This is a genomic window from Streptomyces sp. AHU1 (assembly GCF_045343905.1).
GTDB lineage: Bacteria > Actinomycetota > Actinomycetes > Streptomycetales > Streptomycetaceae > Streptomyces > Streptomyces triticiradicis.
In genome coordinates this window covers 8,745,193-8,770,483 of sequence record NZ_CP174283.1, presented here as the reverse complement: position 1 = coordinate 8,770,483, position 25,291 = coordinate 8,745,193, and the positions used below count along the sequence as shown (strand labels likewise).

Sequence of the window (25,291 nt, the reverse complement as noted above, 5' to 3'; positions counted from 1 at the left end):
TTGCATCATGAGCGAATGGCAGAAGCGCCCACCCGAACCACGCCCTGGATCCGGCAGTTCCACCCGGCACCGGGCGCCCGTACCCGGCTGATCTGCTTCCCGCACGCGGGCGGCTCGGCCTCGTACTACTTCCCGGTCTCCCGGTCGCTGGCCCCGGAGGTCGACGTGCTGGCCGTGCAGTACCCGGGCCGGCAGGACCGGCACGCGGACGCCTTCGTCGACGACATCCACCGCCTCGCCGAACTCGTCGCCGCCGAACTGGACGACGAGCTCCTGGACCGCCCGGTGGCCCTGTTCGGCCACAGCATGGGGGCGACCGTGGCCTTCGAGGTGGCCCTGCTGCTGCAGCAGCGGGGCAGGGTCCCGGTCACCCTGTTCGCGTCCGGTCGGCGCGCCCCCTCCCGCCGCCGGGACGAGCACGTCCACGAGACCGACGACAAGGCCATCGTGGCGGAGTTGGTCAAGATCGGCGGAACGGACGGCGGCCTGCTCGACCACGAGGGGGTGCTGGACACGATCCTCCCCGTGATCCGCAACGACTACCGGGCCGTCGAGACCTACCGCTACCGCGCCGGGGAGCGGCTGCGGTGCCCCGTCGTCGCGTTGACCGGCGACGACGACCCCTACGTGACGATGGACGAGGTCCGGGCGTGGCAGGAGCACACTTCCGCCGCCTTCGACCTGCGGGTGCTGCCCGGCGGCCACTTCTTCCTGGCCGACCGGACCGCGGAGGTGCTGGAGATCGTCTCCGAGCAACTGGCCCGGGCGCTGTCGGCGCCTGCGGCGCACACCTGACCGCAGCGGCGGCGGGTGTGCGCGCTCGGCGAGAACGGGCACGCCCCGGCGTTCGCGGATCCGGATGACGCGGAGGACACGGGCCGCCCTCCGGTCGTGGGCACGGGCGGAAAGAAGTCACTCGTGGACGCGTGCGGCTCAAGAAAGCCGTAGCGGCGGCTGCGGTCATTTTGATACGACATGGGGAATGGTTACTGAAACACTGAATCCGACGGACCGTCTGCTCGCCGAGCGGGCGTGTGAACGCCTCATCCTCGATTTCGTCCACAAGCTCGACCTCGGTGACCCGGGCGACGTGGCCGATCTCTTCACGGATGCCGGGTTCTGGGAGTGGGCGGAAGGCGAGCGCCGGATCGAGGGCCGTGACGCGCTGCGGTCGTATTTCTCCGGCCGGCCCGCGGACCGGCTCTCCCGCCGGATATGCACGAATGTCCTTGTCACCGTCACATCGGAGTCGACAGCCACCGCGACCACCTACTTCACGACGTACCGCGTCGACGGACACGTCGGCGGCTACGCGCCCCCGCGGGCCCCGACGCAGGTCGGGCACTACGAGGACACGTTCCTCAAGGTCGAAGGCGATTGGCTCCTCAGTTCCCGCTCCTTGTACCTGGCTTTCGCCGGACCGACCGAACGGCTTGGAGCAGAGGCCGAGGACTGAACTCGCCCTGACCCGGCATGAGGCGCCGAGTGGCGTCATGGCCGGGGACACAAAAGGAAGTTGTGTTGTGGCAGCCCGTCAGGTGCTGCAACAACACGGGGAGTGAGGCGGGCGTGTGCGCTCTGCGCGGCGCCCGGCCAGAGGAAACCACCGCCCCCGGCTCCTCCGGGCCGGTCGGCCGCGCGCGCTGGAATTCTCGTGAATTCCGGCTACCGGAGAATGAAGTCGGAATTCCTTTACGGCCGTTCCGCATCGACTCCTCTCGGCAGTGCGCCGCTCCGGTTCCGGAAGCAGACCGGCATGGCGGTAGTGCCGGATCGCCCGGGTGGCGAGCCCCACGAGCGCGGCGATCTCTCCGATTCGCAGGCCGTCGGTAAAACCCCTGCCGTTGCGTCAAGGCCGAACCAGGCAGCGGGCCGGGAGCCGCTCCTCGTCGCCGGCCCTCTTCGCCATGCCGATCAGCCTCTCTGGAGGGCGGCCCCATCCCGCTTTGGTACGGCGCACCAATATGGAGCACCGCACCAAAGAACGGCATCATCGAGGTATGACGACGCGAGCGCGCCGACCACAGCGGCGCAACCAGGTGCTCTCCCGGGAGCAGATCGTCGACACCGCGGTCGAGATGCTCGACGCGGGCGGCGAGGGCGCGCTGACCGTCCGGGCGCTGACCGAACGGCTGTCCACCGGTTCCGGGGCGATCTACTACCACGTGGGCACCCGTGACGAGCTGCTCGACACGGCGACGGAAACCGTGATCGGCGCGGCGCTGGCGCCCCGGCCCGCCGGGGCCGCGGCCACGCCCGGGGACGAGATCCGTGCCGTCGCGCTGGCGCTGTTCGACGCGATCGCCGCACACCGGTGGCTCGCCACTCGGCTGACCCTCCAGATCGTCCGGAATCCGGTCGGCCCGGTGACGGTGGGGATCTTCGAGCGGATCGGCGGGCAACTGGGCGCTCTGGGCGTGCCGCGAGCCTCCTGGTTCGACGCGGCCTCGACGCTCGTGCACTACATCCTCGGAGCCGTCAGCCAGAACGCCCGCATCGAGGGGGACACCTCGGGGACCGACCCCACCGGGGATCGCGACGCGTTCGTCGACGCGGCGTCGGCGGCGTGGCAGGAGCTCGACCCGGAGACCTATCCGTTCATGCACGCCGTCGTCGGCCAGATGAGGGAGCACGACGACCGAGAGCAGTTCCTCACCGGCATCGCCGTCATCCTCGACGGCCTCACCCATCTGCGCTGACCCGGCCGATCCGGCCGGGTGACCCCGTCGTCCGTCTCTCGGAAGGACACCTCTCATGCATGACGTCGTGATCGCGGGCGGCGGCCCGGTCGGTCTGTTCCTGGCCGGCGAGCTGGCCCTGTCCGGCTGTTCGGTCCTGGTCCTCGAGCGGGACCCGGAACTCACCTCGCCCCTGAAGGCGTTACCCCTCGGGCTGCGGGGCCTGAACGCCGGGTCGGCCGAGACGTTCTACCGCCGCGGCCTCCTGGAAGCGGTGGCACGGGCTTCGGGAGTCGACCCGCGGAAGGTGGGCGCGGATCCCGAAGCGGTCGAGGCGCCCCACCCCCGCGAGCTGAGCCATTTCGCGGGCATGACGCTCGCGGCGGCAGGCATCGACACGGCCGCCCTCCCGCCCCGGCTGCCCGGCCCGGCGATGGAGGGGTTCATGACGAGCCTGGAAGCGACCGGATCGGTGCTGTGCGAACGGGCCACCGCGCTCGGAGTCGAGATCGTCCGGAACGCTCCCGTCACGGCCGTGACTCAGGACACCGGATCCGTCCTCGTCACGGCGGGCGGCCAGGAGTACCAGGGGAGCTGGCTGGTGGGCTGCGACGGCGGGCGCAGCGCCGTACGCCGACTCGTCGGCTTCGCGTTCGTGGGCACCGAGCCGCTGTTCACCGGCTACGCCGCCAAGGTCGCCTTCGCCGACCCCGGGCGACTGCCGCTCGGGTTCAACCTGACGCCGAACGGCATGTACCTGCGGACGCCCCTCGAAGGGCACCTGGGCATGATGGACTTCGACGGCGGCACCTTCGACCGGTCCCGGCCGCTGACCCGCGAACACCTGCAGACGGTCCTGCGCCGCATCAGCGGCACCGACGTGACGCTGACCGAGGTCCATCTCGCCTCCAGCTTCACCGACCGAGCGATGCAGACGACGACGTACCGCGAGGGCCGGGTGCTGCTCGCCGGTGACGCGGCGCACATCCACTCGCCCCTGGGCGGCCAGGGCCTCAACCTCGGCATCGGCGACGCCGTCAACCTCGGCTGGAAGCTCGCCGCCACCGTGCGCGGCTGGGCTCCCGAGGGTCTGCTCGACACCTACACCACCGAGCGGCACCCCGTCGGCGCCGCCGTGCTCGACTGGTCCCGCGCGCAGGTCGCGACCATGAAGCCGGGCCCCAACGCCCCCGCGCTGCGTCGACTCGTCCACGACCTGATGCGCACCACCGACGGAACGACCCACGTGTACCGAAGGACGTCGGGACTCTTCAACCGCTACGACCTGGACGGTGAACGGCCTTTCACCGGCCGCAGCGCCCCGGACTTCCGCTTCGAGGACGGCACCCGCCTCGGTGAACTGCTGCGCCCGGGGCGGGGAGTCGTGTTCAGCACCGACCGGGCGCTGCGGGCCGCGGCCAAGGGGTGGGGAGACCGGATCCACTACGCGGCCGGCCCGGCGCGCGACGACCTCGGGCTGGGTGCCGCGCTGGTCCGGCCCGACGGCGTCGTGGCCTGGGCGAGCGAACTCGCCCCGGATCGCGACGCGTTCCAGCGGGCGGCCGCCCAGTGGTTCGGCGCGCCGCGGAACTAGGGCGTGTATCGAGTTGTGATCAATCTGCGGGGTTCGCTCTCGCGGCGGGGTCTGGTCCGGTAGACCTTCTTGTGTGACGCGAGGGCAACTGACGGACGCAGAGTGGGAGTTCATCGGGCCGTACCTGCCGATCGGCGAGTACGGCCCGTACCCCGAGCGGCTGCGGCAGCAGTTCGAGGGTGTGATCTGGCGGTTTCGGACCAGCGGGCAGTGGCGGGAGATGCCACAGGAGTTCGGCGCCTGGTCGACCGTGCACAACCGCTTCCGGCAGTGGCGTGACGCCGGCGTCTTCGAGGCCCTGCTGGAGGGCCTGATCGCGGAAGCGGCGAAGCGGGGCGAGGTGGACCTGTCCCTGGTCAGTATCGACTCCACCACCGTGCGGGGACACCACGATGCCGCCGGGATGCACCTGGGCGAGGACGTCGTCACCGCCCTGGAGAAGGCGGCTGCCGAGGAGGAGAAGGCCAGGTCAAAGGGGGCAGCCTCGAAGAACAAAGCGGGCAGGACGCCGATCCCGAAAGGCAGGAGCGGCGACGCGTCCGGCGTCGGCGAAGAGTCCGCCTGAAGGCCGCTCTCCTGGGACGTTCCAGGGGCGGGCAGACCAGCAAGGTCCATCTGGCCGCCGACCGCAAGTGCCGCCCGCTGGCGTTCGTGCTGACCGCGGGCCAGGCTGCGGACAGTCCACAGTTCATCCCGGTGCTCAGGAAGTTACGGGTCCGCGGCCCCGCCGGCCGCCCCCGCACCCGGCCGGACGCGGTTGCCGGGGACAAGGCCTATTCGTCCCGCGGCAACCGGGCCCACCTGCGCAAGCGCGGCATCAAGGCAGTGATCCCGGAGAAGAGGGACCAGGCCTCCAACCGGAAGAAGAAGGGGTCCAGGGGCGGTCGGCCCGTCAGCCACGACGCCGCCCTCTACAAGGAGAGGAACACCGTCGAGCGCCTGATCAACAAGCTCAAGGCCTGGCGAGGCATCGCCACCCGATACGACAAGACCCCGGACAGCTACCTGGCCGGCCTCCACCTCCGAGCCTCGATGATCTGGATCAAAGACCTCACCCGAACCACCAATTGATCACGACTCGATACGCGCCCTAGGGCCTGTCTGACATCGAAGTCGTCGAGCACCACTACCTCGAGCACCGCCGTCATACCCGACAGCCGAAGGGCAACGACCGTGGACAGTGTCATCAACACCCCCGTCGGCCTCGAAGGTCCGACCCCGCAGGCAGGTGCATGGGTTCGCACCTGGGGTGCCTCGGTGATCGCCGTGGGCAACGACCTCGTCCTGTCCTTCGCCCCCCGCACCGAGAAGACCGCCGGATTCCTCTCGATGTTCCCCGGCTCACCCGTCGACGTGGACGACGTCATCGCGGCCCACCTCCAACTGGCGGCACGGGCCCGCGCACACGGCGTGAAGGTCCACGCCGCGACCATCGCTCCCTACGGCGGCTCGGAAATGTACTCGGCCGAGGGCGACAAGGCGCGCGAGCAGGTCAACGCGTGGATCCGTACGAGCGGCGCCTTCGACGGCGTGCTCGACTTCGACGCCGTCTGGCGCGACCCCGCCGACCCCACCCGCATCCGCGGCGACCTGCACATGGGGGACGGCCTCCACGGCAGTGACGCGGGCTACGCCGCCCTCGCGGAATCCATGGACCTCTCCTTCTTCGACTGACCCCGACCTTCGACTGATCCACGATCTTCGGCTGATCCACGACCGAGGCGGCTCGCGGCCTTCCCGTGAAAAGCGGTGGCGCCCGGTGCGTGTGCGGTGACCGCACGCGCCGGGCGCCACGGCAAAGCCGTCGGAAGGCCCTGTCTCCCCTCCCCCGGCAGGGCCGTCGATCGGACACTCCCCTCAGTGGCGGTACGCGGTTGTCGCGATCTCGACGAAGGACCGGAGCAAAGGGTTGGCATCGCCCTCGTTCCACACCGCCACCACCCGGCTCGGCTCCATGCCGATCAGCGGCACCACGGCCAGCTCCGCGGGCAGATCGTGTCCGAGGGGGGCCAGGCCGACCGTGCCGTTCCACAGCACGGCCTGCAGGCATTCCTGGACGGCGCGCACCACCGGTCCCTCGCGCGGCCTGCCGCCGTTCCAGTACGACTGCCAGACGGGGTCGGTGCCCGGCGGGAACCGGAACCAGCGGCGGTCGCTCAGCTCGGCCGGCCGCAGCCCGTCTCGGCGGGCCAGCGGATCGTCGGCGCGCAGGACCACGCCGACCGGATCGCTCCGCAGTTCACGCACCGTCAGGGCGGTCTCGTCGAACGGCGCCCGGGTCAGCGCGACATCGACCAGTCCGGCGCGCAGCCCGCAGGTCGGGTCGGTCAGATCGGCGTCGCGGACGCGGATGTCGATGCCGGGGTGGGTCCGGCGGTAGGCGGCGGCCAGCCTGGCCACTCCCGGGTCGGTGCCGTCGCCCAGGATCCCGACGGTGATGGTCGTGGCACCGGCCGCCGCACTCACGCGTACCCGGACACGGTCGGCGTGGTCGAGCAGGGCCCGCGCCTCGTCGAGCAGCACCGTACCCACCGGAGTGAGCGTGACGCCGACGGGCGAGCGGGCGAGGAGCAGGGCTCCGACATCGGCCTCCAACTGCTTGATCGCCCGGCTCAACGGCGGCTGGCTCATGTGCAGTCGGGTGGCGGCCCGGCCGAAGTGGAGTTCCTCGGCGACCGCCACGAAATAGCGCAAGGTCCGTAACTCCACGCTGCAACGATACCCACGAGGTATCGGCGCCGCAGGACGGGTCTTGGACACCGGCGGGTCCCCGGCGGTGAACTCGTGAGCATGACCGAAGAAGCGAAGACCAGCGAGCCGCAGACCCAGCCCGTCGTATCGGTGGTGAGGGCCGACGAGGGCGAGAGGATCGTTCTGGGCACCACGCGCATGCGCGTTCTGGAGGACGGCAGCCACACCGGACACCGCCTCGCGATCGCCGAGTCCGTCCTCGCCCCGCACACCCAGGGACCGCCGCAGCACCGCCACGCCCGACACGACGAGGGCTTCTACATCCTCTCCGGCACCGTGCGGTTCACCGTCGGGGACGAGGAGCACGACGCCACCACGGGCACGCTCGTCATGGTTCCGCCCGGCACCCCCCATACCTTCGCCAACCCGACCGACCAGCCCGCCGTCATGCTCAGCACCTTCACCCCCGACCTGTACGTCCAGTACTTCCGAGACCTCCAGGAGGTGCTCGCCGACGGCCGGCCGCTGACACCACAGGCCAACGTCGACGCGATGAGCCGCTACGCGACCGAGCCCGCCACCGGCCTCGGCTGACCGATCGTCGGTGAAGACCGTCCCGGGTCGGGCCCGGTGCTCAGGCGACCTGGCCGGCCGCCCGCAGCGGGCAGCCGGTGCCGACTCGCTCTTCGAGGTCGGCCCGCAGGGCGGCGAGCTCGGCCATGCGCGCGTCGATGACCCCGATCTTCTCCCTCAACAGCGCGGACAACGCCTCGGCGTCGTCCGGCGCGTCGCGCAGTTCCTCGCCGTGCCGGGCGATCTCGGCCAGCGAGAAGCCGAGCGTCTGTGCGGTGCGGACGTACCGCAGCCAGCCGACCGTCTCCGGTGCGAAGTCGCGGTAACCGTTGGTCAGCCGTCGGCCCGCGATGAGGCCGATCTTCTCGTAGAAGCGAATGGTGTCCCTGGTCGTACCCGCTTGCGCGGCCAGCTCCCCGATACGCATGGCCCTCCCCCGGCCGTGGACTTGACCCTGGAGAGTACTCCACTGTTTACCGTGAGGCGTCGCTGCCGTGAGACCAGCAGGAGCCTCGCCGTGATCCGTCTTCTCGCCCCTTCCCGCCGCGCCTATCTCCGCCTCGTCCGCGCGAGTGCCTGGTACGACCTCGTCGTCACAGCGGGATTCGCCACGCCCTGGACCTACGCCCTGCTGCACGACGCGCTGTCGTCGCTGGGTGACACGTTCGGGCTGGGTGTCCTGCCCGCCCTCGACCCGACGCAGACCCTGTACGCGAATCTGATGGGCTCGGTCGTGGTCGTCTGGGCACTCCTGCGGATCATCGAGCCGCTGCCGGTGCACGGACTGCTCGACGGCGTCGCGCGCACGCTGTTCGCCACCTGGCAGGCGTACGCACTGGCCCACGGTGCCACGCGGCTGCTGTGGCTCTTCCTCGTCGTCGAGGCGGCGTTCGGTGTCGTCCAGCTTCTGCCGTGGGGGCGGGCTCGGCGCACCGGCCTCGTGGACGACCCCGCGGGCCCGGCCGCCGGACACCCGCTCGGCGCCGGGACCCGGTGACGCCCCGATCACCTCGGGGGCGGCAGGACGGATCATCGTCGAGGGACATTCCGGCGAGCCGGGCAGCACGGTCGTCCTCACCGCTCCCGCCGACGGGGCGGGTGCGGGCGGCCCGCCCCCGTGGTGCGGGCCGCCCGGGATCGTGGTGGGTCAGTCGGTCTCGCCGGCCTTGTCCACCACGGCCGTCCTGATGAGCGAGCTGCCGTTGACGGTCTTGCCGCCTTCGATGGTCCGCCTGCCGACGAGCTGGTAGGTCTGCGGGTCGATCAGCCACTGGTCGTGCACCGGTCTACCGGTCATGGGGTCCTTCCCACGACCGTAGTTCAGGGCGATCACCCGGCGTCCGGCGTTCGTGTCGACCAGGTGGCCGGTGACCTTTCCGCCCGGTACGAGGGCGAGTGCGCGGTAGAGGGAGGCCAGGCCCTTGGCCGGCATCACGTCGGCCGACAGCAGGACGCTGATCTCGTCGTAGTCGTTGCGCGCCTGCGAGAGTTCCTTGGAATCGGCGATGGCGTTCTGCTCGCGCAGCTCCTTCAGCGTCGCCCTGCCGTCGGCCGGCAGGGCGACGAGGACCCGGTACATCTCGCGCGGCGAGCGGTCATCACCCGCGCCGCCGTTCTCCAGGTGCATCTTGGTGATGTCGAGCGGCCTGTCCCCCATCCGGAAGGCGCTGGCGGAGCCGTCGTAGCGGATCCAGTTCTCCATGGCGCCCGTTTCCGGGTGGGCCTTGTTCAAGGGCTCCTGTGCCGTCTTGTTGTAGATCCATTGCTTGGCCGTCGGAACGGTGCCGTCCGGCTGTGTCTGGACCGCGTCGGCGGCCTGCCGCAGGAACTCGGCCGCGCTCACTCCCTTGAAGCGCACGCCCGGTGTGGCCGCGGGCCGCACCGTGCGTCCCGTGTCCTTGCCGCCCACCAGCAAGGTGGCGGTGACGGCGACGGCGGTCACCGCGGCCACGACCGCGACGATCGCGAACTCCCGCCGTCGCCACAGCGCTCGGCGTGCCTCACTGGCCCGTGCGGCTTCGGCGAGCCGGGCCCGTCCCGGTGCGAGCCGGGCCCGGTCGGGCACCGGCACCTGTGCGCGCAGCTCGCGCACTTCGGTCATCTCGTCCATGGCTACGCCACCTCTACCGCGTCGGTCACGAATGCAGGATCGGCACCCAGCGCCGTACGTACCTTGCGTCGCGCCCGGTTGAGCCGCGAACGAACCGTGCCCACCGGTATGTCCAGCGCCTCCGCGACCTCCTGGTAGGTGAGTTCGGCCCAGGCGACGAGCAGCAGGACGTGCCGGTCGGGCGCCGACAGTCCCGCGAGGGCGCCGGCCAGCGGGCCCTGCGCCGCGATCCGGCTGTCGGTGTCCTCGAGCCAGAACTCGCCGCCGGACGCGGCGAGCGGGTCGTGGCCGGTGCGGGCGAGCGCCCTGAGCGCCCGTACCTCGGCGCGGCGCTGCTTGCCGATGAGGTTCCCGGCGATGCCGTACAGCCAGGGGCGCGCGTTGGCGCGCGTGCGGTCGTAGCGGGACCGGATCCGGAAAGCCACCAGGAAGGTGTCGGCGGTGATGTCGTCGGCGGCGGCGTCGCCCAGACGGCGGGCCGCGTAGCGGTGGATGTCGGGGGCGTAGCGGTCGTAGAGCAGGGCGAACAGCTCCGGCTGCTCCAGCGACTGCGCGACTGTTTCCGCGTCGTCCTCCGTCCGTGCCACAGACGGCGGTGGTCCGCTCACGATGCTTCCCCTGACTTCTCGGTGAGTGCCTGTCACCTGCTGTTCCCCGATGGGCCGCGAAGAGTTCACGGTTTCGCGAAAGTCGTCGCACCACCGGTGAACCCGCGGGTGATCAGGAAATCACCCGCTTCGGCACCTCCCGCACGCCCCTCCTCGCAGACCCCCCGCCGCCGGGCGGCGTCCACTCGCGGGCCCAGGTCACGGTCGGCGGCCCGCCCGGGAGCGGATCGCGGGAAGACCGGCCGCGGCGGCGCGGGAACTCCTGACGCGATGCCCCGTACGGCCGAGTGCCGACGCACGTGCATGATGACGGGAATCGATGCGAGAGCGGGGAGCGGGCATGGCCGAGGACGGCGCCGTGGAACTCATTCGTCTGGCCGACGGGGAGAACGGTCTTGAGGTTCGGGTTCTCGGCCGGACGATGCCGGGGGTGTTGACCCTGCACGATTACCTCGATGCGGAGATCGTCGTCACCGGCGGGTTCGCCCGAGGACACCTCGACGTGTGTCTGGCTCCGGACGACCTGGACAGCTGGTCCCAGATCCTGGGGGAACTCGCGGCCGGACGGGACGCCGTCTGGATGGACGACGGGCGCAACCCCCGGATCCGGTTCGAGCCGTCCCGCCAGGGGCGGGCTGTCACGTTCGTGGTGAAGGACGTCGCCGCGTCGGGGACGTCCGTGCGTGCCTCGGTGCGTCTGGCCGAGGGATGGGCCGATGAGCACCTCGAACGGCTGCGGCGCGTCCGTGCCGCCTGGCCCCAGGAGGTCGTGGAGACCTCTCCCGGCACCTACCGATGGCGGCGCTGAGCCGCCGAGAACCGGCGCCGGGAGACGAGTGCGCGAGCCGCGGGTCGGCAGGCCGTCAGCGATGTCGACCGTGGTCCCGCCGCCGCTCCGGGTGCCGTCGGCCACACGGGTCGGGGCGCCTTCGTCCGGTCACGCCTCTCCGCCCGGCCGACCGTGACGGCCCGTCTCGAGATTCGCGCGGAGGGCGGCCAGGGTCGCGGCGATGCGGGTCAGGTCGCCAGGGGGAACGGCCGCGGTCAGCAAGGCGAGTTGGCTCTCGACGACGGGACGGGAGGCCGTCAGCAGTTCCTCGCCCTCGGACGTGAGACGGAGGACGGAGGAGCGCCGGTCCTGGGGATGCGCGACCCGCACGCACCAGCCCGCGGCCACCAGTCGGTCGACCGCCTTGCTGACGGCCCCCACGGTGATCGCCAGCTCGCCGACGATGTCGAGCACACGACACCCCGGCACCCTGTCGATGATGTCCAGAAACTCGAACTGCCCCAACCCCAGACCTCGTTCGGCGCGCAGCCGAGCGCTCACCTCGTTGTAGAGCCGGGTCTCGACACGGACGAGATCGACGAAGATCGGGGTGACGCGGCTCACAATGACCTCCAATAGATTCCCGGGAATCATCTTCCCCGGAATCCGGTTGGGCTCGGACAGATGGATTCCCAGGAATCCATCCTCGCACCCCGACCCATGGAGGCCCCACATGTCCCGACAGCAGCGCGACGCACTGGACGCCATGCTCCGTTCCGTCCCTCGCGGCGAGACACCTCTCACCGTCGAGGAACAGCGCGGCGGTTTCGCCGCAGGCGTCGGCCGCCCCGCGCCGGACGACGTGGTCACCCGCAGGACCGTGCTGGGCGGGCGGCCGACCCTGGAGCTGGAGCCGGCCAACGCTTCCGGCCGCGGCCGGCTGCTCTACCTGCACGGCGGCGGCTACGTCATCGGCTCACCCGACACCCACGCGGGGCTGGTCGGCGAACTGGCCCGCCGCGCCGGACTGCGAGCGCTGTCGGTGGACTACCGACTGGCGCCCGAGCACCCCTTCCCCGCGGCCGTCGACGACGGGCTCGCGGCCTATCGCGAGCTGCTGGAGGCGGGCACCGACCCACGGGACCTCGTCATGGCAGGCGACTCCGCCGGCGGCGGCTTGAGCATCGCCACGCTGCTCGCGGCCCGGGAGGCCGGGTTGCCGCAGCCGGCCGCCCTGGTCGTCTTCTCCCCCTGGGCCGACCTCACCCTCGGTGGAGCGAGCATCCGTTCCAAGGAGGACGCCGACCCCATCTTCACCGAGGCCGACGTGCGCGCCTACGCCGATCTCTACGTCGGCGCGGGTGACCGGGCGCACCCCCTGGCCAGCCCGGTGTTCGGGGACCTCACCGGTCTTCCTCCGCTGCTCGTGCAGGTCGGGGCGAACGAGGTGCTGCTCGACGACGCGGTCCGGCTGGCCGGCCGCGCGGGTGCCGACGACGTCGAGGTCACCCTCGAGGTCCGGCCCGGCCTCCCCCATGTCTTCCAGCACCACTACGGCCGCCTCGACGAGGCGGACGCCGCACTCGACCGCGCCGCCCGCTTCCTCACCGGCCACCTGGACGCCGGGCGCCCGGACTCCGATCGTCTCGAACCGGTCCGTTGACAGCCGACGGCCCCAGCCTGCCGGACGGCATCCTGGAGCCCCGCGTCGACCCGAGCCTGTGACGCGACGACACCCGCGCACTCCGCATCGGTCCGGGGGCCGGCCCTTCCCCCTCACCGCGGGTAGCGCACGATCAGCAGGGCCTCGACGTCCCCGGCGGGCGCCTGATAGAGGTGCGGGACGTCGGCGGCCCAACTGCCGTGCATACCCGGGCCGATCAGGGCGGGGTCGGCGAGCGGACCGACGCGTGCCGTGCCGGTATGGACGATGATGTGCTCCGCCGTGCCCGGGGCGTGGGCGGCGGACTCCTGCGTGGCTCCGGAGCGGATGCGGATCCGGTAGGTCTCCGTGACAGAGGCGTCGGCCTCGAACCGCTCGACGAGGACGGCTTCGACGGCCTGCCCGGAGATCCTGGCGGGAGACCCGAGATCGCGCAGAGCGGTGCTCAGCGGCACCTCGAGCGCCGTCGTGAGGGCGTAGAGCGTTTCCAGGGTGGGGTTGCGCCGGCCGCTCTCCAGTTCGGAGAGCGTCCCCTTGCCGATCTTGGACCTGCGCGCCAGTTCGGACAGCGATATCCCCTGCGCCTCGCGCAACTCCCGCAAGCGCAAGCCGACGCCGGCAGCCAGTTCCACGGAGTCTCCCCTCGTCTTCGAAAGCCGGTTGATCCGGGCCTCCGAGGGATCTATCGTTCCACATACAGAACGTTCCGTATACGGAACGATCGATGGCGCACGCTGCACGAAGGAGTCACATGACGCCCCAGGAAGGCACGTCCCTGCCCGTCCGCAGCATGGAGGTGGCTCGCGTCCTCGCCGAGGCCGGCATCGCGGGCCGGGTCCGCGAGCTGACGGAGTCGGCGCGCACGGCCGCCGAGGCCGCCGAAGCCCTCGGGTGCGACGTGGGCGCGATCGCCAACAGCCTCGTGTTCCTCTCCGACGACGAACCCGTTCTGGTTCTGACCAGCGGCCGGCACAAGGTGGACACCACAGCACTCGCCGAACGGTGGGGACGCGGCAAGCTCCGGCGTGCCACTCCGGAACAGGTGCGCCGGGCCACCGGGCAGGCGATCGGAGGCGTGGCCCCGGTCGGTCACCCCCAGGCGCTTCCCACCGTGGTCGATGCGGCCCTGGGCGACTACCCCCGGCTCTGGGCCGCCGCCGGGACGCCCCGTACGGTCTTCCCGACCACCACGAGTGAACTCCTCCGGCTCACGGGCGGGCTCCTGCTGCCCGTCGGCCCGTGACCAGGAGTCCCCTCGGCCCAGGGACCGATCTGACCGGGCAGGTGGCACTGGTCACCGGGGGCTCGACCGGACTCGGCCGGGCCATCGCGCTGGGACTGGCCCTCACGGGATCCGCAGTGGTGATGGCCGGCCGGCGGCTGGAGGCGTGCGAGCGGACGGCAGCCGAAATAGCCGCCCGGACCGGAGGCACCGCCGTGGGCATGTCCTGCGACGTGACCGAGGACGATTCGGTCCACGGCCTCGCCCAGGACGTCGTCAACCGGTACGGCCGCCTGGACGTACTCGTGACCGGCGCCGGAATCCAGGCCCGAGGCGCGCTCGACGCCGACACGCTGCGCCGCTGCCTGGACGTCAACGTCGTCGGGACCTTCCTCGCGTGCCAGGCCGTCGTGCCCGTGATGCGGCAGGCCGGGTACGGGCGCATCGTCACCCTGGCCAGCGCCCTGGGGCTGGTCGGTGCCGCGGGGCGGGCGGGCTACGCGGCCGGCAAGGGCGCGGTGGTCCAGCTCACCCGCAGCCTCGGCGTCGAACTCGCGGGCACCGGCATCTGCGTCAACGCGCTGGCCCCCGGCCCCTTTCGCACACCGCTGAACGACGGCGTCGACGACGACCCGCGCGTCCGGGACTTCCTCGACCACCAGGTCCCCATGGGACGCTGGGCCGACCCCGGCGAACTCGTCGGCGCGGCCGTCTTGCCGGCCGACCCCGCGGCGTCGTACCTCACGGGCGCGGTGCTGCCGGTCGACGGCGGCTGGACCGCCCACTGACAACGCGGGGCGGGCCCTGGCGAGTTCGGCGCACACCGCTTCCGGCTCCGTGGTTCCGGACGCTCATCGCAGCACCCGGGCCGCGCGGGCCGACGAGAGCCAGCTGGGGAACTCGCGCAGGAGCCGGTCGTAGAGGAGATCGTCGCGCACGTTGCGCGGATCGCGGCCGGCGTGGAAGAAGCCCGCGTTGTCGACGACGCGGTATCGGGGTACGGCCAGGTCGTCGAGGCGGCGGAGAAAGGCGAACTCGTTGTCGTCGGGATCGCCGAACCCGACGAACTGCCAGAACAACGGCAGGCGAGCGGCCTTGCACAGGTAGCGTTCGGCGGCGAACTTGCTGGTGGGCCCGCCGTCGGTCTGGAAGATCACCAGGGCCGGGGCATCGCTGCCGGAAGCCAGGTAGTGGTCGATGACGTCGTCCATGGCCCAGTGGTAGTTCGTCCGGCCCATGCGGCCGAGGTTCTCGTGCAGCTTGTCGATGCGCCCGCGATGACCCGTGAGCCTGAGGTCGGTGGATCCGTCGACGTCGGTGGAGAAGAACACCACCGGTACCGTGCCGTCGTCGTCGAGGTGGGCGGACAGGGACAGGACCTGCTCGGCAAGGTGCTGCATGGTGCCGTCCTTGTAGTACGGCCGCATCGAACCGGAGCGGTCCAGCACGAGGTACACGGCGGCACGCACCCCCTCGAGACCGTGCGCACGCACGCCGGCCCCGGCGGCCTTGTAGAGGCTCACCAGATCCGGAGCCTGCGCCTGCACCTTGGACAGACTGATCGCCGGGGCGCCGTTCCGGTCCCCGCCCATGCTCACTCTTCCCGTATCGCGTGACATCCGCACCGCCTCGGTCGTGACGGCACCCGGCGGCGCGGCCCTCCGGGGGCATCGATCGATGCCCCCCGGGACGGCGCTCCGAGTCCCTCGTTCCTGCCGCCGGTCAGGCGACGCGTTCCAGGCCCGCCCTCACCGACTGCCGGGTGCCGTCCCGCTTGGTCGATTCGTAGGCGAAGTCCACCGTGTCGCCGGGGCGCAGTGTCAGGGTGATGCGGCCGTTCGTGATGCAGTTGCCGGACTGGATGCTCTCCCCGAGGATCACCTGGTCCGTGCCGCCGACCGCGGTCAGGGTCACGGTGCCGTAGCAGTCGGAGGACTCCATCGCGTAGTGGACGTTGCCGACCTGCCCCCGCAGTGCGCCCTGGTCGAGCTCCACGGTGACGCGGTAGTGGTCGGTACTGGTGGCGTCGACCTCCTCGGCGTAGCCCTGCCAGCGTCCGAGGAACTCCTCCGGCAGGCCGACGGGCGTCGGAGCGGTGGGTGTCGGGGCGGTGGGTGTCGGGGCGGCCGGCCCGTCGGCTCCCCCGGACGCTCCGGACGCCGCGGGCGTGCTCGGCGGGACCGAGCTACGGGGAACGACGGAGGTGTCGGGCGCGTCGGAGGCGGGCGACGCGCCGCCGAGCGAGGGACCGGAAGCGCGTTGCTCCACATCTCCGCTCAACTGCACGAACAGTCCGATCAGGGCCGCGACGATCGTGGCCGCGGCGCCGATCAGGGCCACGACGAGCGCGCTCCGGTGGGAGTCACCGGGGGCCTGGCGGACCGGGCGCTGCGGCCTCGCGTAGGGATCCGGCGGAAACTGCGATCTGGTCATGGCGCGGCCTCGGGTGCGTCGTTCGGGGAAGATCAGGCCATATTGCCGTCCAGGCACCATACTTGTGCGACTTTCAGGCAAATACGCCGAATTGATCATGCCGGATCGATTCGCCTCGGATGCCGTTCCGATGGGGCGCGCTCACCGACCCACGGAGACCGGTCCCACCCCCTCGGCCACCCGGATCGCTCACGGAGCGCGCTCCCCGAAGCGCCTTCCCGGTCGCCGCCGGGCTTCGGTGCCGACCCTCCCCCGCTCCCGGGAATCCCGCTTGCAAGCTTGCCGTCCGGCAAGTAATTTACTTGACGACAGGTAAGTGGAGCGTGCATCGAACTCCGCTTCGGCTCGCCACGCGCGGGCCGCACCTGGAGCAGACCCCCCTGTTCTCCGCGCTCCCGCCGTCCGCATGCCCTGCGGACGACGGGGGCGCGTTGGCGTGGACTGCTCCCGGCTGTTGCAGTGACCGTTCGAAGAGAGGCAGTGCCATGGAGTCGACAGCAGCAAAGCCAGCCCCGGAAGCAGAGGCACCCCCGGGGTTCACCCACCGCGAGATCATGATGACCATGAGTGGCCTGGTCATCGCGATGCTGCTGGCCATGCTCGACAACATGATCGTCGCCCCGGCGCTGCCCACCATCGTGGGTGACCTGGGCGGACTCAACCACCTCGCGTGGGTGACCACGGGCTACATCCTGGCCTCGACCGCCGCCACGCCCATATGGGGCAAGCTCGGCGACCTCCTCGGCCGCCGGATGACCTTCCTCTCCTCTATCGTCATCTTCCTCATCGGCTCGGTGCTCTGCGGCATGTCGCAGAACATGGGCGAGCTGATCGGCTTCCGCGCCCTCCAGGGCCTCGGCGCCGGCGGCCTGATGGTCGGTGTGATGGCGGTCATGGCCGAGATCGTGCCGCCGCGGGAGCGGGGCAAGTACCAGGGCGTGCTGATGGCCGTCATGCCGGTCGCCATGATCGGCGGTCCGCTGGCCGGAGGCTTCATCACCGACCACCTCACCTGGCGCTGGGCCTTCTACGTCAACCTGCCGCTGGGCGTCGCCGCCCTGCTGGTGTGCTGGTTCACCCTGGCCAAGCTGTCCCGCGGCACCGGCAAGGCCCGCATCGACTGGACCGGCGCGGCCCTGCTCACCACCTGGATCACCACCCTCGTCCTGATCACCAGCTGGGGCGGCAACGAGTACGACTGGGACTCGGCCACCATCATCGGCCTGGCCGTGGCGACCGTGCTCGCCTTCGTCGCCTTCGTGATCGTCGAGCGCCGCGTCACCGAGCCGATCATGCCTCTGTCCGTCTTCGCCAACCGCAACTTCTCGCTCTCCGGCGCCCTCAGCTTCATCGTCGGCTTCGCCATGTTCGGCGGGGTGACCTTCCTGCCGCAGTTCCAGCAGTTCGTCCAGGGCTCCTCCGCGACCAACAGCGGCCTGCTGCTGATGCCGATGATGCTCTCGTCGATGGTCGTCTCGATGGCGGGCGGCGCCCTGATCAGCCGCACCGGCCGCTACCGTGCCCTGCCCATCGCCGGCACGATCCTGATGGCCGCCGGTCTGGCGCTGTTCGCCACCATGGACATCGACACCACCCGCACCACCACATCGCTGTACATGGTGGTGCTCGGCGCGGGCATGGGCTGCCTGATGCAGAGCACGATGCTCATCGCGCAGAACAACGCGCCGCTGCGCAACATGGGCGCCGCCACCGGCGCCGCGACCTTCCTGCGCAACATGGGCGGCTCGGTCGGCGTCTCCCTGCTGGGCTCGGTCTACGCCACCACCCTCACCGACACCGTCACCTCCCACATGGGCACGGCGACCGGTGCGGGGGCGGGCGACGGCCGGTTCGAGGTGGCCCAGATGACGCCGCAGGCCCTCAAGAGCCTGCCGGAGAAGGTGCAGCACGTGTTCCAGCAGGCCGTCACCGACGGCGTCGGCCAGGTCTTCGCCTGGGGCGCGGCCGTGGCCGCCGTCGGACTGCTGATCGCCGTCTTCATCCGCCATGTCCCGCTGCGCGGCTTCGACTCCGCCGCCAAGCCCGGGACGGCCCCCGAGGACACCGCCCAGGACACCTCGACCGCCGCCGTCGCCTGATCCACTCCACGACCGAAGCCGCCCGGGGCGATCCGTTACGGATCGCCCCGGGCGGCTTCTGTTCCCGCCGCAGGGCGACGCCCCCGGCTCGAAGGCCCGGACATCATCGGAGGACACCGGTGATCCGGGCGGCCACCGGCAGGTGGTCGCTGCCGGTGGGCGGCAGGGCACGGATGTGGCCGACGGTCGCGGAGCGGGCCATGACCTGGTCGATCCGGGCCACCGGGAAGGCGGCGGGGAAGCTGAAGGCGAAACCCCGCTCGGCCGTGTTCATCCGGGAGGTCAGCGGGGCCAGCCCGCGGTCGTCGACGGTGCCGTTGAGATCGCCGAGCAGCAGGACCTTCTTCAGTTTCTCCGCGGCGACGGCCTTGCCCAGCCGTGCCGCGCTCTCGTCCCGCCACGAGGAGGCGAACCCGCTCGCCCGGACACGGACCGAGGGCAGGTGCGCGACGTACACCGCGACATCACCGCGGGGCGTGTGAACGACCGCGCGCAGTCCACGACTCCAGCTCTCCGTGATCTGCCGGGGTTTTATGTCCACCTGCCGGACACCGCCCAGCGGGTGCTTCGACCACAGCCCGACGGTGCCCCGGACCGCGTGGTACGGATAGGCCGGGGCGAGAGCCCGCGCGTACGTCGCCGACGCCGGAGGCACGAGCTCCTCCAGCGCGATCAGATCAGGCCCGGCACCGGCCAGGACACGGGCCGTACCCACCGCGTCGGTGTTCTCGTCGCTGACGTTGTGCTGCACCACCACCAGGTCGTACGAGCCGTGCTCCGCCTCGAGCAGCCCCCCGAAGAGGCAGGTCCAAGCCGCCACCGGCAGCATCAGCGCCACCAGCGCGACCGCCGAGCGGCACAGCACGGCCACGAGGAACAGCACCACGACCACCGGGCCCAGCCACGGAAGGAAAGCCTCCAGCAGACTGCCCAGGTGTCCCACCGAGTTGGGCACCGCCCGGTGGAAGACCATCAGCCCGGCCGCCAGTACCGCGAGCACGGCGGGCACCCGCCCCCGCCTCCGGACGTGCCCGGACCACAGGTCCCCTCTCCCGCACCCGCCCGCAGCGCGCACCCCGAACCCTCCCCACGTCGAACCGCTCCGGTGAGCCGTCGCCGAAGTCCTCGGCGCCGCCCGCACCACGGTCGTCTCCCCGGTCCGGATCTTCCCACTGCCGGACGATCCGAGCGACCGGCCCTGACGGGTTCCGCCGAGGGCGTCCAGGGCCGCGATGACGTCGGCGGGTTCGGCGCGGGCGGTGCAGTCGGTGTCGACGAAGGCCCAGCGGATCACTCCGTTCCGGTCGATGACGTAAGTGGCGGGCAGCGGCAGCGTGCGGGGGTGGTCGTCGTTGTGACGCGCTGGAGGTCGAAGCCGAGCTTGTCGTGGACGGCGGCGAGCTCGTCGGAGAGGTCGAACGCGAGGCCGTACCGCTCGGCCGTGTCGGAGCCGGAACCGCTGAGGACTTCGAAGGCCAGACCGTGCTTCTCGGTGAGGGTGAGCGACTCGTCGGGGATCTGCGGGGAGACGGCGGCCGGGCGGGCGCCGCGCGCGGCGATGTCGGCGTGGCGCGACTGGAGGGCGCGCAGGGCGAGGTTGCGGTACGGACACCACGCGCCGCGGTAGAAGGTGAGGACGACGGGGCCCTCGGCCGGCAGGTCGTCCAGGGCCGCCATGGCCCCGGCCGCGGAGGGCAGGGTGAACCGCGGGGCGGGCTCGCCGACGGCGCGTGCGCGGCCGGCCTGCCCGGAGTCGGCGAGTTCCCGGGCCGCCCGGTCCATGTTCTGGCACATCTTGTACGCCACCTTCGGCGGCAAGCAGGAGCTCTACCTCGCCGCGCTGCACCGCTACCAGGAGCAATGGTCCCGGCCGGCGTTCCGCGGGCTCGCCGAGGACCGCCGGGGGCTGCCCGCCGTCGCGGAGTTCTTCGACGCGCTGATCGGGGTCCGATGCTCGGGCGAGTACGCGCGCTGGGGTTGCATGGTCTCCAACGCGCAGGCCGGCGCGGAGAACGGCGGCCCCGACGTCCGCGCCTTCCTCGACCGGCACCACGAGGAACTGCGGGAAGCCCTGCACGCGGTGCTCGTCGTCGCCGGCGCCGAAGGCCAGCCGGCCCTCGACACCGACCCGGCCACCGCGGCCGACCTGCTGGCCCTGCTCGCCCACGGCGTCAACCTGCGTTCCCGCGCGGGCGCCGAAGCCGGTTCGCTGAGCGCGACGGTGGCCGCCGCGCTGCGGTCACTCGGCAGCCGCGCGACCGAATGACCCCGTGCCCCTCGGGCACCTGCCGGGGCGACCCCGGCCGCCCCGGCCCGTGAAGCCCCTCGGGGGAAAGGGCTGCACCGGCATGCCGCCGCCCGGACCCCTCAGGACCGGAGGGCCTTCTTCCGTGCCGCCGCGCGCGCTTTGCTCCAGGCCTCCGGGAGCTGTCGTTCCCGGGCGGCGGCCGCGGCCCCCTCCTGGCCGTGCAGGACGCCCCAGGTGAAGCCGGGCTCCCCCGCCGCGTGGGCGGAGACCGCGAGTCGGCGCAGGGCGTCACGCGTCACCACGCTGTCGTGCTGGGCTCCGCTCACCTGCTGCACGGCTTTGGCGCGCTTGCCGAGACGCCGTACGGGCTTGCCCAGGGCCGGACGGGCCGCCTCCGCGGCGTAGCGGAGCCTCTTGGCGGCCTTGCGGGCGTCGTGGATCGCGGTGTCCCGCTCCGGGCCCGACGCCATGGCGAGTGCCGGCTCCATGCGTCCCGCGAGGCGGCGGTACTCCTTCCGGAGCACCTTGCGGAAGACCTTCCCGGGTTTGCCGGCCGCTTTGGAGGCGCGCAACGGCGGCGCCTCCGTGAGGGACTTCAGGCCGTTCAGCAGGCCCAGGTAGCGGGGCGATGCGAGCGCGTCGAGAGTGCGGCGGCGGGCCTCGGTCCGCCGTGCCACGTCCCAGGCCTTGAGCCGTGCCTCGACCGGGCCCAGGACCAGCTCGCCGGAGAGCTCCCGCACCTCCGAGGTGAGCCGGTCGCGAAGCACTTCGTGGTCGCGTTCCGCGCCGAGTTCGTTGGCCAGCCACTTCAGATCGCGCCGGACGGGGTCGGTGACTTCCCTGTCGAAGACGGAGCGGTAGGACCGCAGGCAGCCGCGCAGACGGCGTGCCGTGGTGCGCATCCGATGGACGGAATCGGGCGTGTCGCGACGGACCGCGGGGTCGAGGTCCATGAGAGCGCCGACGAGTCGGTCCGTGTAGGCGAGCACGTGCCGGCCGGCCGTTCCCGGAGCGACGTCGGCGCGCGCGTCGGACGCGTCGGGCGCGCGTCGCAGGAGGGACGTGGCTTCCGTCAGGGCGCGGAAGACCTTGGACGGGCTCTCTGCCCGGTCGAGACCGTTCTTCCGCAGCACCTTCTCGACACTGTCCAGGAGGGCCGGGTCGCCGTCCTGGACGAGTTCGACCTCCAGCTCCGTCCAGGCCGTGCGTCCTTCGTCGTCGAGGAGCGCCTCGGCGGACACCTGGTCCACGCTCAGTTCCGCCAGGACGTCGCCCTCCGCGTCGAGGAGACGGTGCGGGGAACGGCTGGAGCGGATCCGTACCACGGGCCGCAGCGCCGCGCCGCGGGTGCGGGAGAGCGTGAGACACCGCAGTTCCTCAGGGACGTCCTCCGACATCGAAGAAGTCCGGATCTCCTCGCGACTGTCGCCCGGGAGGGGGAGTTTCAGGTGCCAGCCGGCATCGGTGCCGCCCGTCCTGCGTCGCAGGGACGCGCGGGTGCGGGTCAGTCGCAAGTCGTCACTGTCGTAGTAGACGGCGTCCAGTTCCCGCACTCCCTGGTCCGCCACGGAGGCGACGGGGCCCGCACCGACCAGGTCGGACAGCCAGGAGATGTCGGTGTCGGGCACCGCGTATTTGCGTTCTGTCTCTCGCGTCGAACGAGCCATACCAGTCGCGTAGACCTATTCCCGGGATTCAAACACTTCGGTGACCGGCCGCGGACCCGGTGACCGGCCGCGGACCCCGGTCTGCCGGACCGCATGGGTTTGAAATCGCCGACACCGATCACACGGTCCTTTGACACAGCCTTTATACGACCAGGTAGGAGACACACATCATGGGCATCATCGCCTGGATACTCATCGGACTGCTCGCCGGCCTCATCGCCAAGGCGCTCATGCCCGGGAGGGACCCGGGCGGCATCATCATCACGATGCTCATCGGGATCGCGGGAGGCCTCCTCGGCGGCTGGCTCGGCAAGGTCATCTTCGGTGTCGACTCCATCGACGGCTTCTTCGACGTCTCCACATGGATCGCCGCCATCGTCGGCTCGCTCATCCTCCTCGTCCTGTACCGGGTCTTCACCGGAAACCGCCGCCACGCCTGACCGCACCGTCGCACTCTTCGGCAAGCGGCTCCGCCCTCTCGTCCGTCCGAGGGCGGAGCCGCGGCTCTGCCCGGAGAGCTTGCCGGAGCCGTACTCGCCGTCCGGTCGTCCAGGACGGCACCGGCGACGGCTTCAGGCCTGGACGCAGTCCTGGACGATCTTGCGAGCCAGCAAGCGCTTCGGGCCGCGGAGTTCGTTTTCGATGGCGTCCGCCCGAGCCGCGTCGAGCAGGACGGTGGCCGGGTACGCCGCCCCCGTGGACAGCCGAGTCGCACGCAACCCGATGGCGGGGAGACCGGGATCCTTGTCCTGTCGCCCGAGCGGGTCCGAGTCCGCAGGTGTCCCGTCGCCTGCGCCGACGCGATCGGGATCGTTCCGTGTGCTACCGCGCGATGATGCCGCGTGCGCGCCGACCTTCGCCCAGAAGTCCTGGTCCACGCTCCGCGCGCTGCCGGTCCGGCCGAGGGTTCGCACCGCAACGGCCAGTCGGTGCACCTCGATGGTCACGACGTCGCCCAGTCGCCGGTCGTGCAAGGCGGAGACGGCCGCTCGGGTGGAAGCGACACGAGCGGCCACGGCGTCCGCCTGGAACTCCGCGCGCCGGGCGCTCGGCAGTGTGAGCCGGGCCAGCAGCCGAGCTGTGCCCTTCATCAGCAGGCCGGGGATCCACAGCACCCAATTCACCGTTCGGCCATGGGCCTTGAACCGCGCGGCCGCTACGGCCATTTCATCGGCGTACCGGGACAGTGGAGACGTGTCGAAGGCCGCCTCCGTCACGACGGTCCGGTGTTCCATCTCTTCCGCCCCTGCGGCCAGGGAAGCGAGCGCGAGGCCGACGAGCGCTCCGCGTCGGACATCGCGGGATGCGAAGTGCCCCAACTCATGCGCGAGAGCGGCCACTCTCTGCTGCGGTGCAGAAGTCAGCCAGAGGGGATAGCCGAGCACCAGTCGCCGTCTGCGTCGTACACCGAAGGTGGTGACGCGTACGGAGAAATCCGTGCCGACCTGTACGACATCGAGGCGTCGTACGCCCACCGCGTCCGCCACGTCGTCCAACAGCGCGTACAGGGCGGGCGCTTCTTCCCGCGCCAGCGTGGGCAGGTCCGGGTCGAGGCGGCCGAGGCGGGGGCGCAACAGGACGGCGCACAGGATCAGCACCAGTCCGATCAGCGGCTGCACGACCGCCTCGAGACGAAGAACGAGCAGCACACCGCAGATCAGTGAACTCGCCGTCAGGACATGCAGGAGACAGGCGAGGCCATAGGCGGTGGCCGTCGCCAAGCGCTCCCGTAACGGTACGCCGGCATCGAGATCAGCCTCAGCGGCCACCCCTCGACCTGTCATGGCCCTCCCCCCGACCGCCGCCGAAAGCGACATCCTCCTCCTCTCGCGAAGCACCGCCAAGACGCGGGCCTGGGTGTGCTCCGGACGTCGGGGCACCGCTCGGCAGCGCATCGCCGGCAGTGATCAGGGGGAAACGATGATGAAGAGTGTCGTGCGGCGCCGTCGTCGCGGCGCTGAGCGCCGGTGTGCTGGCTCTGGCGACCAGCAGCGCGTCCGCCGCCAACGCGTTGATCCACGTCACCTCGGGTGCCGGCGCGGGCGTCTGCAACACCACGCACACCCGCTTCGGCAAGGTGGGGATCCCGGACCTGGGCTTCGGAGACGCGATCGTCGCCGACTGCTGGGACCGCGGTGACAACATCGGCAACCACGGAAACGTCTGGTACCACACGGTGTCCGAGCGCTACACCGCCGACGGCCAGGAGTTGTTCGTGACGGGGTGGACGTACGGGGCGTACGTGGACGGCAACGAGGCCTTCCACAGCGGGGACGTCCCGGAGTGCTGACGCGATGAGCCGGGTCGCCCGGTCCGGAACGTCCCAGGACCGGGCGGCCGACACGCCGAGAACCTTTGCCCGTCGAGGTGCGCCGATCCACACTCCTTGCATGGATCCGGACGTGGAACTGATATCCCGCGCTCTTCCATCGGCGGCGGCGGAGGCCACGACGATACCCGAACTGGGCAAGGTGGTCTCGGAACGGATCGCGCCACTCGTACCGCACGACGGACACATGCTCAGAGGTCGCGCACGTCTGGAACATAGCCCTCACGGCACGACAGCCGGGCCGTCAAGCACTGAGCCGCCGACGTCCTGTTGCCGGCCGCGGCCGTTCTGTACGGGATCACCTCGCGGGAGCAGGAAGTGATCAGGAGGGCTCTCGACGGGCTGGCCGTCAAACAGATCGCCCGCAGTCTGAATCTTTCCCTGCACACCGTCAACGATCATTTCAAGGCGATCTACCGAAAGACCGGTGTCAACAGCCGTGAAGAACTCGTCTCCAGTTCTTTCGCGTTGATCCGCCCGTCGGGAACTTCGGCGACCATTTCCTCGGGGACGGGTCAGCGGGCGCCGGAGGGAACCCTGAAAGCCCTGTCCGATCGCCGCGCCCGCTCCGCCCAGACCCTCGACCTCGCCCCTCGGCACCCGTCCC

General features: G+C 71.1%; 26 protein-coding genes and 4 pseudogenes. 17 read left to right on the top strand and 13 right to left on the bottom strand.

The window, feature by feature from the left end; genetic code table 11:
- Positions 1-15 precede the first annotated feature (15 nt).
- The gene (locus ACICHK_RS38790) at positions 16-795 is read left to right on the top strand and encodes a thioesterase II family protein (RefSeq protein WP_406840647.1); all 780 of its coding nucleotides are present in this window, start codon (positions 16-18) and stop codon (positions 793-795) included.
- A 187-nt stretch (positions 796-982) separates the two neighbouring features.
- Entirely contained in the window at positions 983-1,456 is a 474-nt protein-coding gene (locus ACICHK_RS38785; RefSeq protein WP_406840646.1) for a nuclear transport factor 2 family protein, read from the top strand.
- Between the two features lie 270 nt (positions 1,457-1,726).
- Here the strand turns inward: ACICHK_RS38785 and ACICHK_RS38780 are convergent.
- Positions 1,727-1,822 (bottom strand): annotated as a pseudogene (locus ACICHK_RS38780) (MerR family DNA-binding transcriptional regulator); the annotation flags it as partial.
- 178 nt (positions 1,823-2,000) lie between these two features.
- Here ACICHK_RS38780 and ACICHK_RS38775 point away from each other — a divergent pair.
- From ACICHK_RS38775 to ACICHK_RS38760, 4 genes and pseudogenes are all read left to right on the top strand, one after another.
- Positions 2,001-2,699: a TetR/AcrR family transcriptional regulator gene (locus tag ACICHK_RS38775; protein WP_406840645.1), complete on the top strand. Its 699-nt coding sequence runs from the start codon at positions 2,001-2,003 to the stop codon at positions 2,697-2,699.
- A 55-nt stretch (positions 2,700-2,754) separates the two neighbouring features.
- A complete protein-coding gene (locus tag ACICHK_RS38770) occupies positions 2,755-4,272 on the top strand; it encodes an FAD-dependent monooxygenase (protein ID WP_406840644.1) in 1,518 nt (505 codons plus the stop codon).
- A 73-nt stretch (positions 4,273-4,345) separates the two neighbouring features.
- Positions 4,346-5,343, top strand: a pseudogene (locus ACICHK_RS38765) (IS5 family transposase).
- Between the two features lie 102 nt (positions 5,344-5,445).
- Positions 5,446-5,946: a GDSL-type esterase/lipase family protein gene (locus ACICHK_RS38760; protein WP_406840643.1), complete on the top strand. Its 501-nt coding sequence runs from the start codon at positions 5,446-5,448 to the stop codon at positions 5,944-5,946.
- A gap of 183 nt (positions 5,947-6,129) precedes the next feature.
- Here ACICHK_RS38760 and ACICHK_RS38755 read toward each other — a convergent pair whose 3' ends face one another.
- Positions 6,130-6,981, bottom strand: coding sequence for a LysR family transcriptional regulator (locus tag ACICHK_RS38755; protein WP_406840642.1), 852 nt, complete (start codon positions 6,979-6,981; stop codon positions 6,130-6,132).
- 81 nt (positions 6,982-7,062) lie between these two features.
- Here ACICHK_RS38755 and ACICHK_RS38750 point away from each other — a divergent pair, with 81 nt between their 5' ends.
- The gene (locus ACICHK_RS38750) at positions 7,063-7,557 is read left to right on the top strand and encodes a cupin domain-containing protein (RefSeq protein WP_406840641.1); all 495 of its coding nucleotides are present in this window, start codon (positions 7,063-7,065) and stop codon (positions 7,555-7,557) included.
- A gap of 40 nt (positions 7,558-7,597) precedes the next feature.
- Here the strand turns inward: ACICHK_RS38750 and ACICHK_RS38745 are convergent, their stop codons facing one another.
- Positions 7,598-7,963: a MerR family transcriptional regulator gene (locus ACICHK_RS38745; RefSeq protein WP_406840640.1), complete on the bottom strand. Its 366-nt coding sequence runs from the start codon at positions 7,961-7,963 to the stop codon at positions 7,598-7,600.
- A gap of 90 nt (positions 7,964-8,053) precedes the next feature.
- Here ACICHK_RS38745 and ACICHK_RS38740 point away from each other — a divergent pair, with 90 nt between their 5' ends.
- Entirely contained in the window at positions 8,054-8,533 is a 480-nt protein-coding gene (locus ACICHK_RS38740; RefSeq protein WP_406840639.1) for a hypothetical protein, read from the top strand.
- A gap of 150 nt (positions 8,534-8,683) precedes the next feature.
- Here ACICHK_RS38740 and ACICHK_RS38735 read toward each other — a convergent pair whose 3' ends face one another.
- Together ACICHK_RS38735 and ACICHK_RS38730 are read right to left on the bottom strand one after the other, a co-directional pair.
- Positions 8,684-9,646 carry a CU044_5270 family protein gene (locus tag ACICHK_RS38735; protein ID WP_406840638.1) on the bottom strand — a complete coding sequence of 321 codons (963 nt, stop codon included), beginning with the start codon at positions 9,644-9,646 and terminating at the stop codon, positions 8,684-8,686.
- A gap of 2 nt (positions 9,647-9,648) precedes the next feature.
- The gene (locus ACICHK_RS38730; RefSeq protein ID WP_151473838.1) at positions 9,649-10,254 is read right to left on the bottom strand and encodes an RNA polymerase sigma factor; all 606 of its coding nucleotides are present in this window, start codon (positions 10,252-10,254) and stop codon (positions 9,649-9,651) included.
- A 340-nt stretch (positions 10,255-10,594) separates the two neighbouring features.
- On the opposite strand from ACICHK_RS38730, the gene ACICHK_RS38725 reads away from it, so the two are divergent.
- Positions 10,595-11,062 carry a DUF5959 family protein gene (locus tag ACICHK_RS38725; RefSeq protein ID WP_406840637.1) on the top strand — a complete coding sequence of 156 codons (468 nt, stop codon included), beginning with the start codon at positions 10,595-10,597 and terminating at the stop codon, positions 11,060-11,062.
- Positions 11,063-11,191: 129 nt separating this feature from the next.
- Here the strand turns inward: ACICHK_RS38725 and ACICHK_RS38720 are convergent, their stop codons facing one another.
- A complete protein-coding gene (locus ACICHK_RS38720) occupies positions 11,192-11,647 on the bottom strand; it encodes a MarR family winged helix-turn-helix transcriptional regulator (RefSeq protein WP_151473840.1) in 456 nt (151 codons plus the stop codon).
- Positions 11,648-11,756: 109 nt separating this feature from the next.
- Here ACICHK_RS38720 and ACICHK_RS38715 point away from each other — a divergent pair, with 109 nt between their 5' ends.
- On the top strand, positions 11,757-12,686 hold the full coding sequence (locus tag ACICHK_RS38715) for an alpha/beta hydrolase (RefSeq protein ID WP_406840636.1): 930 nt from the start codon (positions 11,757-11,759) through the stop codon (positions 12,684-12,686).
- Positions 12,687-12,799: 113 nt separating this feature from the next.
- On the opposite strand, the gene ACICHK_RS38710 is transcribed toward ACICHK_RS38715, so the two are convergent.
- Complete coding sequence (locus tag ACICHK_RS38710; protein ID WP_406840635.1) at positions 12,800-13,318, bottom strand: helix-turn-helix domain-containing protein; 519 nt, start codon at positions 13,316-13,318, stop codon at positions 12,800-12,802.
- Between the two features lie 119 nt (positions 13,319-13,437).
- Between ACICHK_RS38710 and ACICHK_RS38705 the strand changes: the two genes are divergently transcribed.
- Both ACICHK_RS38705 and ACICHK_RS38700 read left to right on the top strand, forming a co-directional pair.
- A complete protein-coding gene (locus tag ACICHK_RS38705) occupies positions 13,438-13,929 on the top strand; it encodes a YbaK/EbsC family protein (RefSeq protein ID WP_406840634.1) in 492 nt (163 codons plus the stop codon).
- The gene (locus ACICHK_RS38700) at positions 13,926-14,696 is read left to right on the top strand and encodes an SDR family NAD(P)-dependent oxidoreductase (RefSeq protein ID WP_406840633.1); all 771 of its coding nucleotides are present in this window, start codon (positions 13,926-13,928) and stop codon (positions 14,694-14,696) included. The genes ACICHK_RS38705 and ACICHK_RS38700 overlap by 4 nt, the downstream gene beginning before the upstream one ends.
- A gap of 63 nt (positions 14,697-14,759) precedes the next feature.
- On the opposite strand, the gene ACICHK_RS38695 is transcribed toward ACICHK_RS38700, so the two are convergent.
- Both ACICHK_RS38695 and ACICHK_RS38690 read right to left on the bottom strand, forming a co-directional pair.
- Positions 14,760-15,500: a VWA domain-containing protein gene (locus tag ACICHK_RS38695; protein ID WP_151473845.1), complete on the bottom strand. Its 741-nt coding sequence runs from the start codon at positions 15,498-15,500 to the stop codon at positions 14,760-14,762.
- Between the two features lie 130 nt (positions 15,501-15,630).
- On the bottom strand, positions 15,631-16,341 hold the full coding sequence (locus ACICHK_RS38690) for a hypothetical protein (RefSeq protein ID WP_406840632.1): 711 nt from the start codon (positions 16,339-16,341) through the stop codon (positions 15,631-15,633).
- 485 nt (positions 16,342-16,826) lie between these two features.
- Between ACICHK_RS38690 and ACICHK_RS38685 the strand changes: the two genes are divergently transcribed.
- On the top strand, positions 16,827-18,440 hold the full coding sequence (locus ACICHK_RS38685; RefSeq protein WP_406840631.1) for an MDR family MFS transporter: 1,614 nt from the start codon (positions 16,827-16,829) through the stop codon (positions 18,438-18,440).
- 103 nt (positions 18,441-18,543) lie between these two features.
- On the opposite strand, the gene ACICHK_RS38680 is transcribed toward ACICHK_RS38685, so the two are convergent.
- Positions 18,544-19,449 (bottom strand): endonuclease/exonuclease/phosphatase family protein, encoded by a 906-nt coding sequence (locus ACICHK_RS38680; RefSeq protein WP_406841443.1) that lies wholly within the window; start codon positions 19,447-19,449, stop codon positions 18,544-18,546.
- 204 nt (positions 19,450-19,653) lie between these two features.
- Positions 19,654-20,222 (bottom strand): annotated as a pseudogene (locus ACICHK_RS38675) (peroxiredoxin-like family protein); the annotation flags it as partial.
- On the opposite strand from ACICHK_RS38675, the gene ACICHK_RS38670 reads away from it, so the two are divergent.
- Positions 20,221-20,706, top strand: a complete 486-nt coding sequence (locus tag ACICHK_RS38670; protein ID WP_406840630.1) for a TetR family transcriptional regulator C-terminal domain-containing protein — start codon at positions 20,221-20,223, stop codon at positions 20,704-20,706. The pseudogene ACICHK_RS38675 and the gene ACICHK_RS38670 sit on opposite strands and share 2 nt — an antisense overlap.
- A gap of 101 nt (positions 20,707-20,807) precedes the next feature.
- Here ACICHK_RS38670 and ACICHK_RS38665 read toward each other — a convergent pair whose 3' ends face one another.
- Entirely contained in the window at positions 20,808-22,355 is a 1,548-nt protein-coding gene (locus tag ACICHK_RS38665) for a CHAD domain-containing protein (protein WP_406840629.1), read from the bottom strand.
- 170 nt (positions 22,356-22,525) lie between these two features.
- On the opposite strand from ACICHK_RS38665, the gene ACICHK_RS38660 reads away from it, so the two are divergent.
- On the top strand, positions 22,526-22,795 hold the full coding sequence (locus ACICHK_RS38660; RefSeq protein ID WP_406840628.1) for a GlsB/YeaQ/YmgE family stress response membrane protein: 270 nt from the start codon (positions 22,526-22,528) through the stop codon (positions 22,793-22,795).
- A 132-nt stretch (positions 22,796-22,927) separates the two neighbouring features.
- On the opposite strand, the gene ACICHK_RS38655 is transcribed toward ACICHK_RS38660, so the two are convergent.
- Entirely contained in the window at positions 22,928-24,193 is a 1,266-nt protein-coding gene (locus tag ACICHK_RS38655) for a M48 family metallopeptidase (protein ID WP_406841442.1), read from the bottom strand.
- Positions 24,194-24,285: 92 nt separating this feature from the next.
- On the opposite strand from ACICHK_RS38655, the gene ACICHK_RS38650 reads away from it, so the two are divergent.
- Both ACICHK_RS38650 and ACICHK_RS38645 read left to right on the top strand, forming a co-directional pair.
- Positions 24,286-24,645: a hypothetical protein gene (locus tag ACICHK_RS38650; RefSeq protein ID WP_406840627.1), complete on the top strand. Its 360-nt coding sequence runs from the start codon at positions 24,286-24,288 to the stop codon at positions 24,643-24,645.
- Between the two features lie 309 nt (positions 24,646-24,954).
- A pseudogene (locus tag ACICHK_RS38645) lies at positions 24,955-25,128 on the top strand (response regulator transcription factor); the annotation flags it as partial.
- Between the last annotated feature and the right edge of the window lie 163 nt (positions 25,129-25,291).

Excerpts from the sequence above, each read along its gene's own strand:
- ACICHK_RS38790 (WP_406840647.1), top strand. The coding sequence starts at position 16 with ATGGCAGAAGCGCCCACCCGAACCACGCCCTGGATCCGGCAGTTCCAC.
- ACICHK_RS38785 (WP_406840646.1), top strand. The coding sequence starts at position 983 with ATGGTTACTGAAACACTGAATCCGACGGACCGTCTGCTCGCCGAGCGG.
- ACICHK_RS38775 (WP_406840645.1), top strand. The coding sequence starts at position 2,001 with ATGACGACGCGAGCGCGCCGACCACAGCGGCGCAACCAGGTGCTCTCC.
- ACICHK_RS38770 (WP_406840644.1), top strand. The coding sequence starts at position 2,755 with ATGCATGACGTCGTGATCGCGGGCGGCGGCCCGGTCGGTCTGTTCCTG.
- ACICHK_RS38750 (WP_406840641.1), top strand. The coding sequence starts at position 7,063 with ATGACCGAAGAAGCGAAGACCAGCGAGCCGCAGACCCAGCCCGTCGTA.
- ACICHK_RS38745 (WP_406840640.1), bottom strand. The coding sequence starts at position 7,963 with ATGCGTATCGGGGAGCTGGCCGCGCAAGCGGGTACGACCAGGGACACC.
- ACICHK_RS38735 (WP_406840638.1), bottom strand. The coding sequence starts at position 9,646 with ATGGACGAGATGACCGAAGTGCGCGAGCTGCGCGCACAGGTGCCGGTG.
- ACICHK_RS38725 (WP_406840637.1), top strand. The coding sequence starts at position 10,595 with ATGGCCGAGGACGGCGCCGTGGAACTCATTCGTCTGGCCGACGGGGAG.
- ACICHK_RS38715 (WP_406840636.1), top strand. The coding sequence starts at position 11,757 with ATGTCCCGACAGCAGCGCGACGCACTGGACGCCATGCTCCGTTCCGTC.
- ACICHK_RS38705 (WP_406840634.1), top strand. The coding sequence starts at position 13,438 with ATGACGCCCCAGGAAGGCACGTCCCTGCCCGTCCGCAGCATGGAGGTG.
- ACICHK_RS38695 (WP_151473845.1), bottom strand. The coding sequence starts at position 15,500 with ATGGGCGGGGACCGGAACGGCGCCCCGGCGATCAGTCTGTCCAAGGTG.
- ACICHK_RS38690 (WP_406840632.1), bottom strand. The coding sequence starts at position 16,341 with ATGACCAGATCGCAGTTTCCGCCGGATCCCTACGCGAGGCCGCAGCGC.
- ACICHK_RS38685 (WP_406840631.1), top strand. The coding sequence starts at position 16,827 with ATGGAGTCGACAGCAGCAAAGCCAGCCCCGGAAGCAGAGGCACCCCCG.
- ACICHK_RS38670 (WP_406840630.1), top strand. The coding sequence starts at position 20,221 with ATGTTCTGGCACATCTTGTACGCCACCTTCGGCGGCAAGCAGGAGCTC.
- ACICHK_RS38665 (WP_406840629.1), bottom strand. The coding sequence starts at position 22,355 with ATGGCTCGTTCGACGCGAGAGACAGAACGCAAATACGCGGTGCCCGAC.
- ACICHK_RS38660 (WP_406840628.1), top strand. The coding sequence starts at position 22,526 with ATGGGCATCATCGCCTGGATACTCATCGGACTGCTCGCCGGCCTCATC.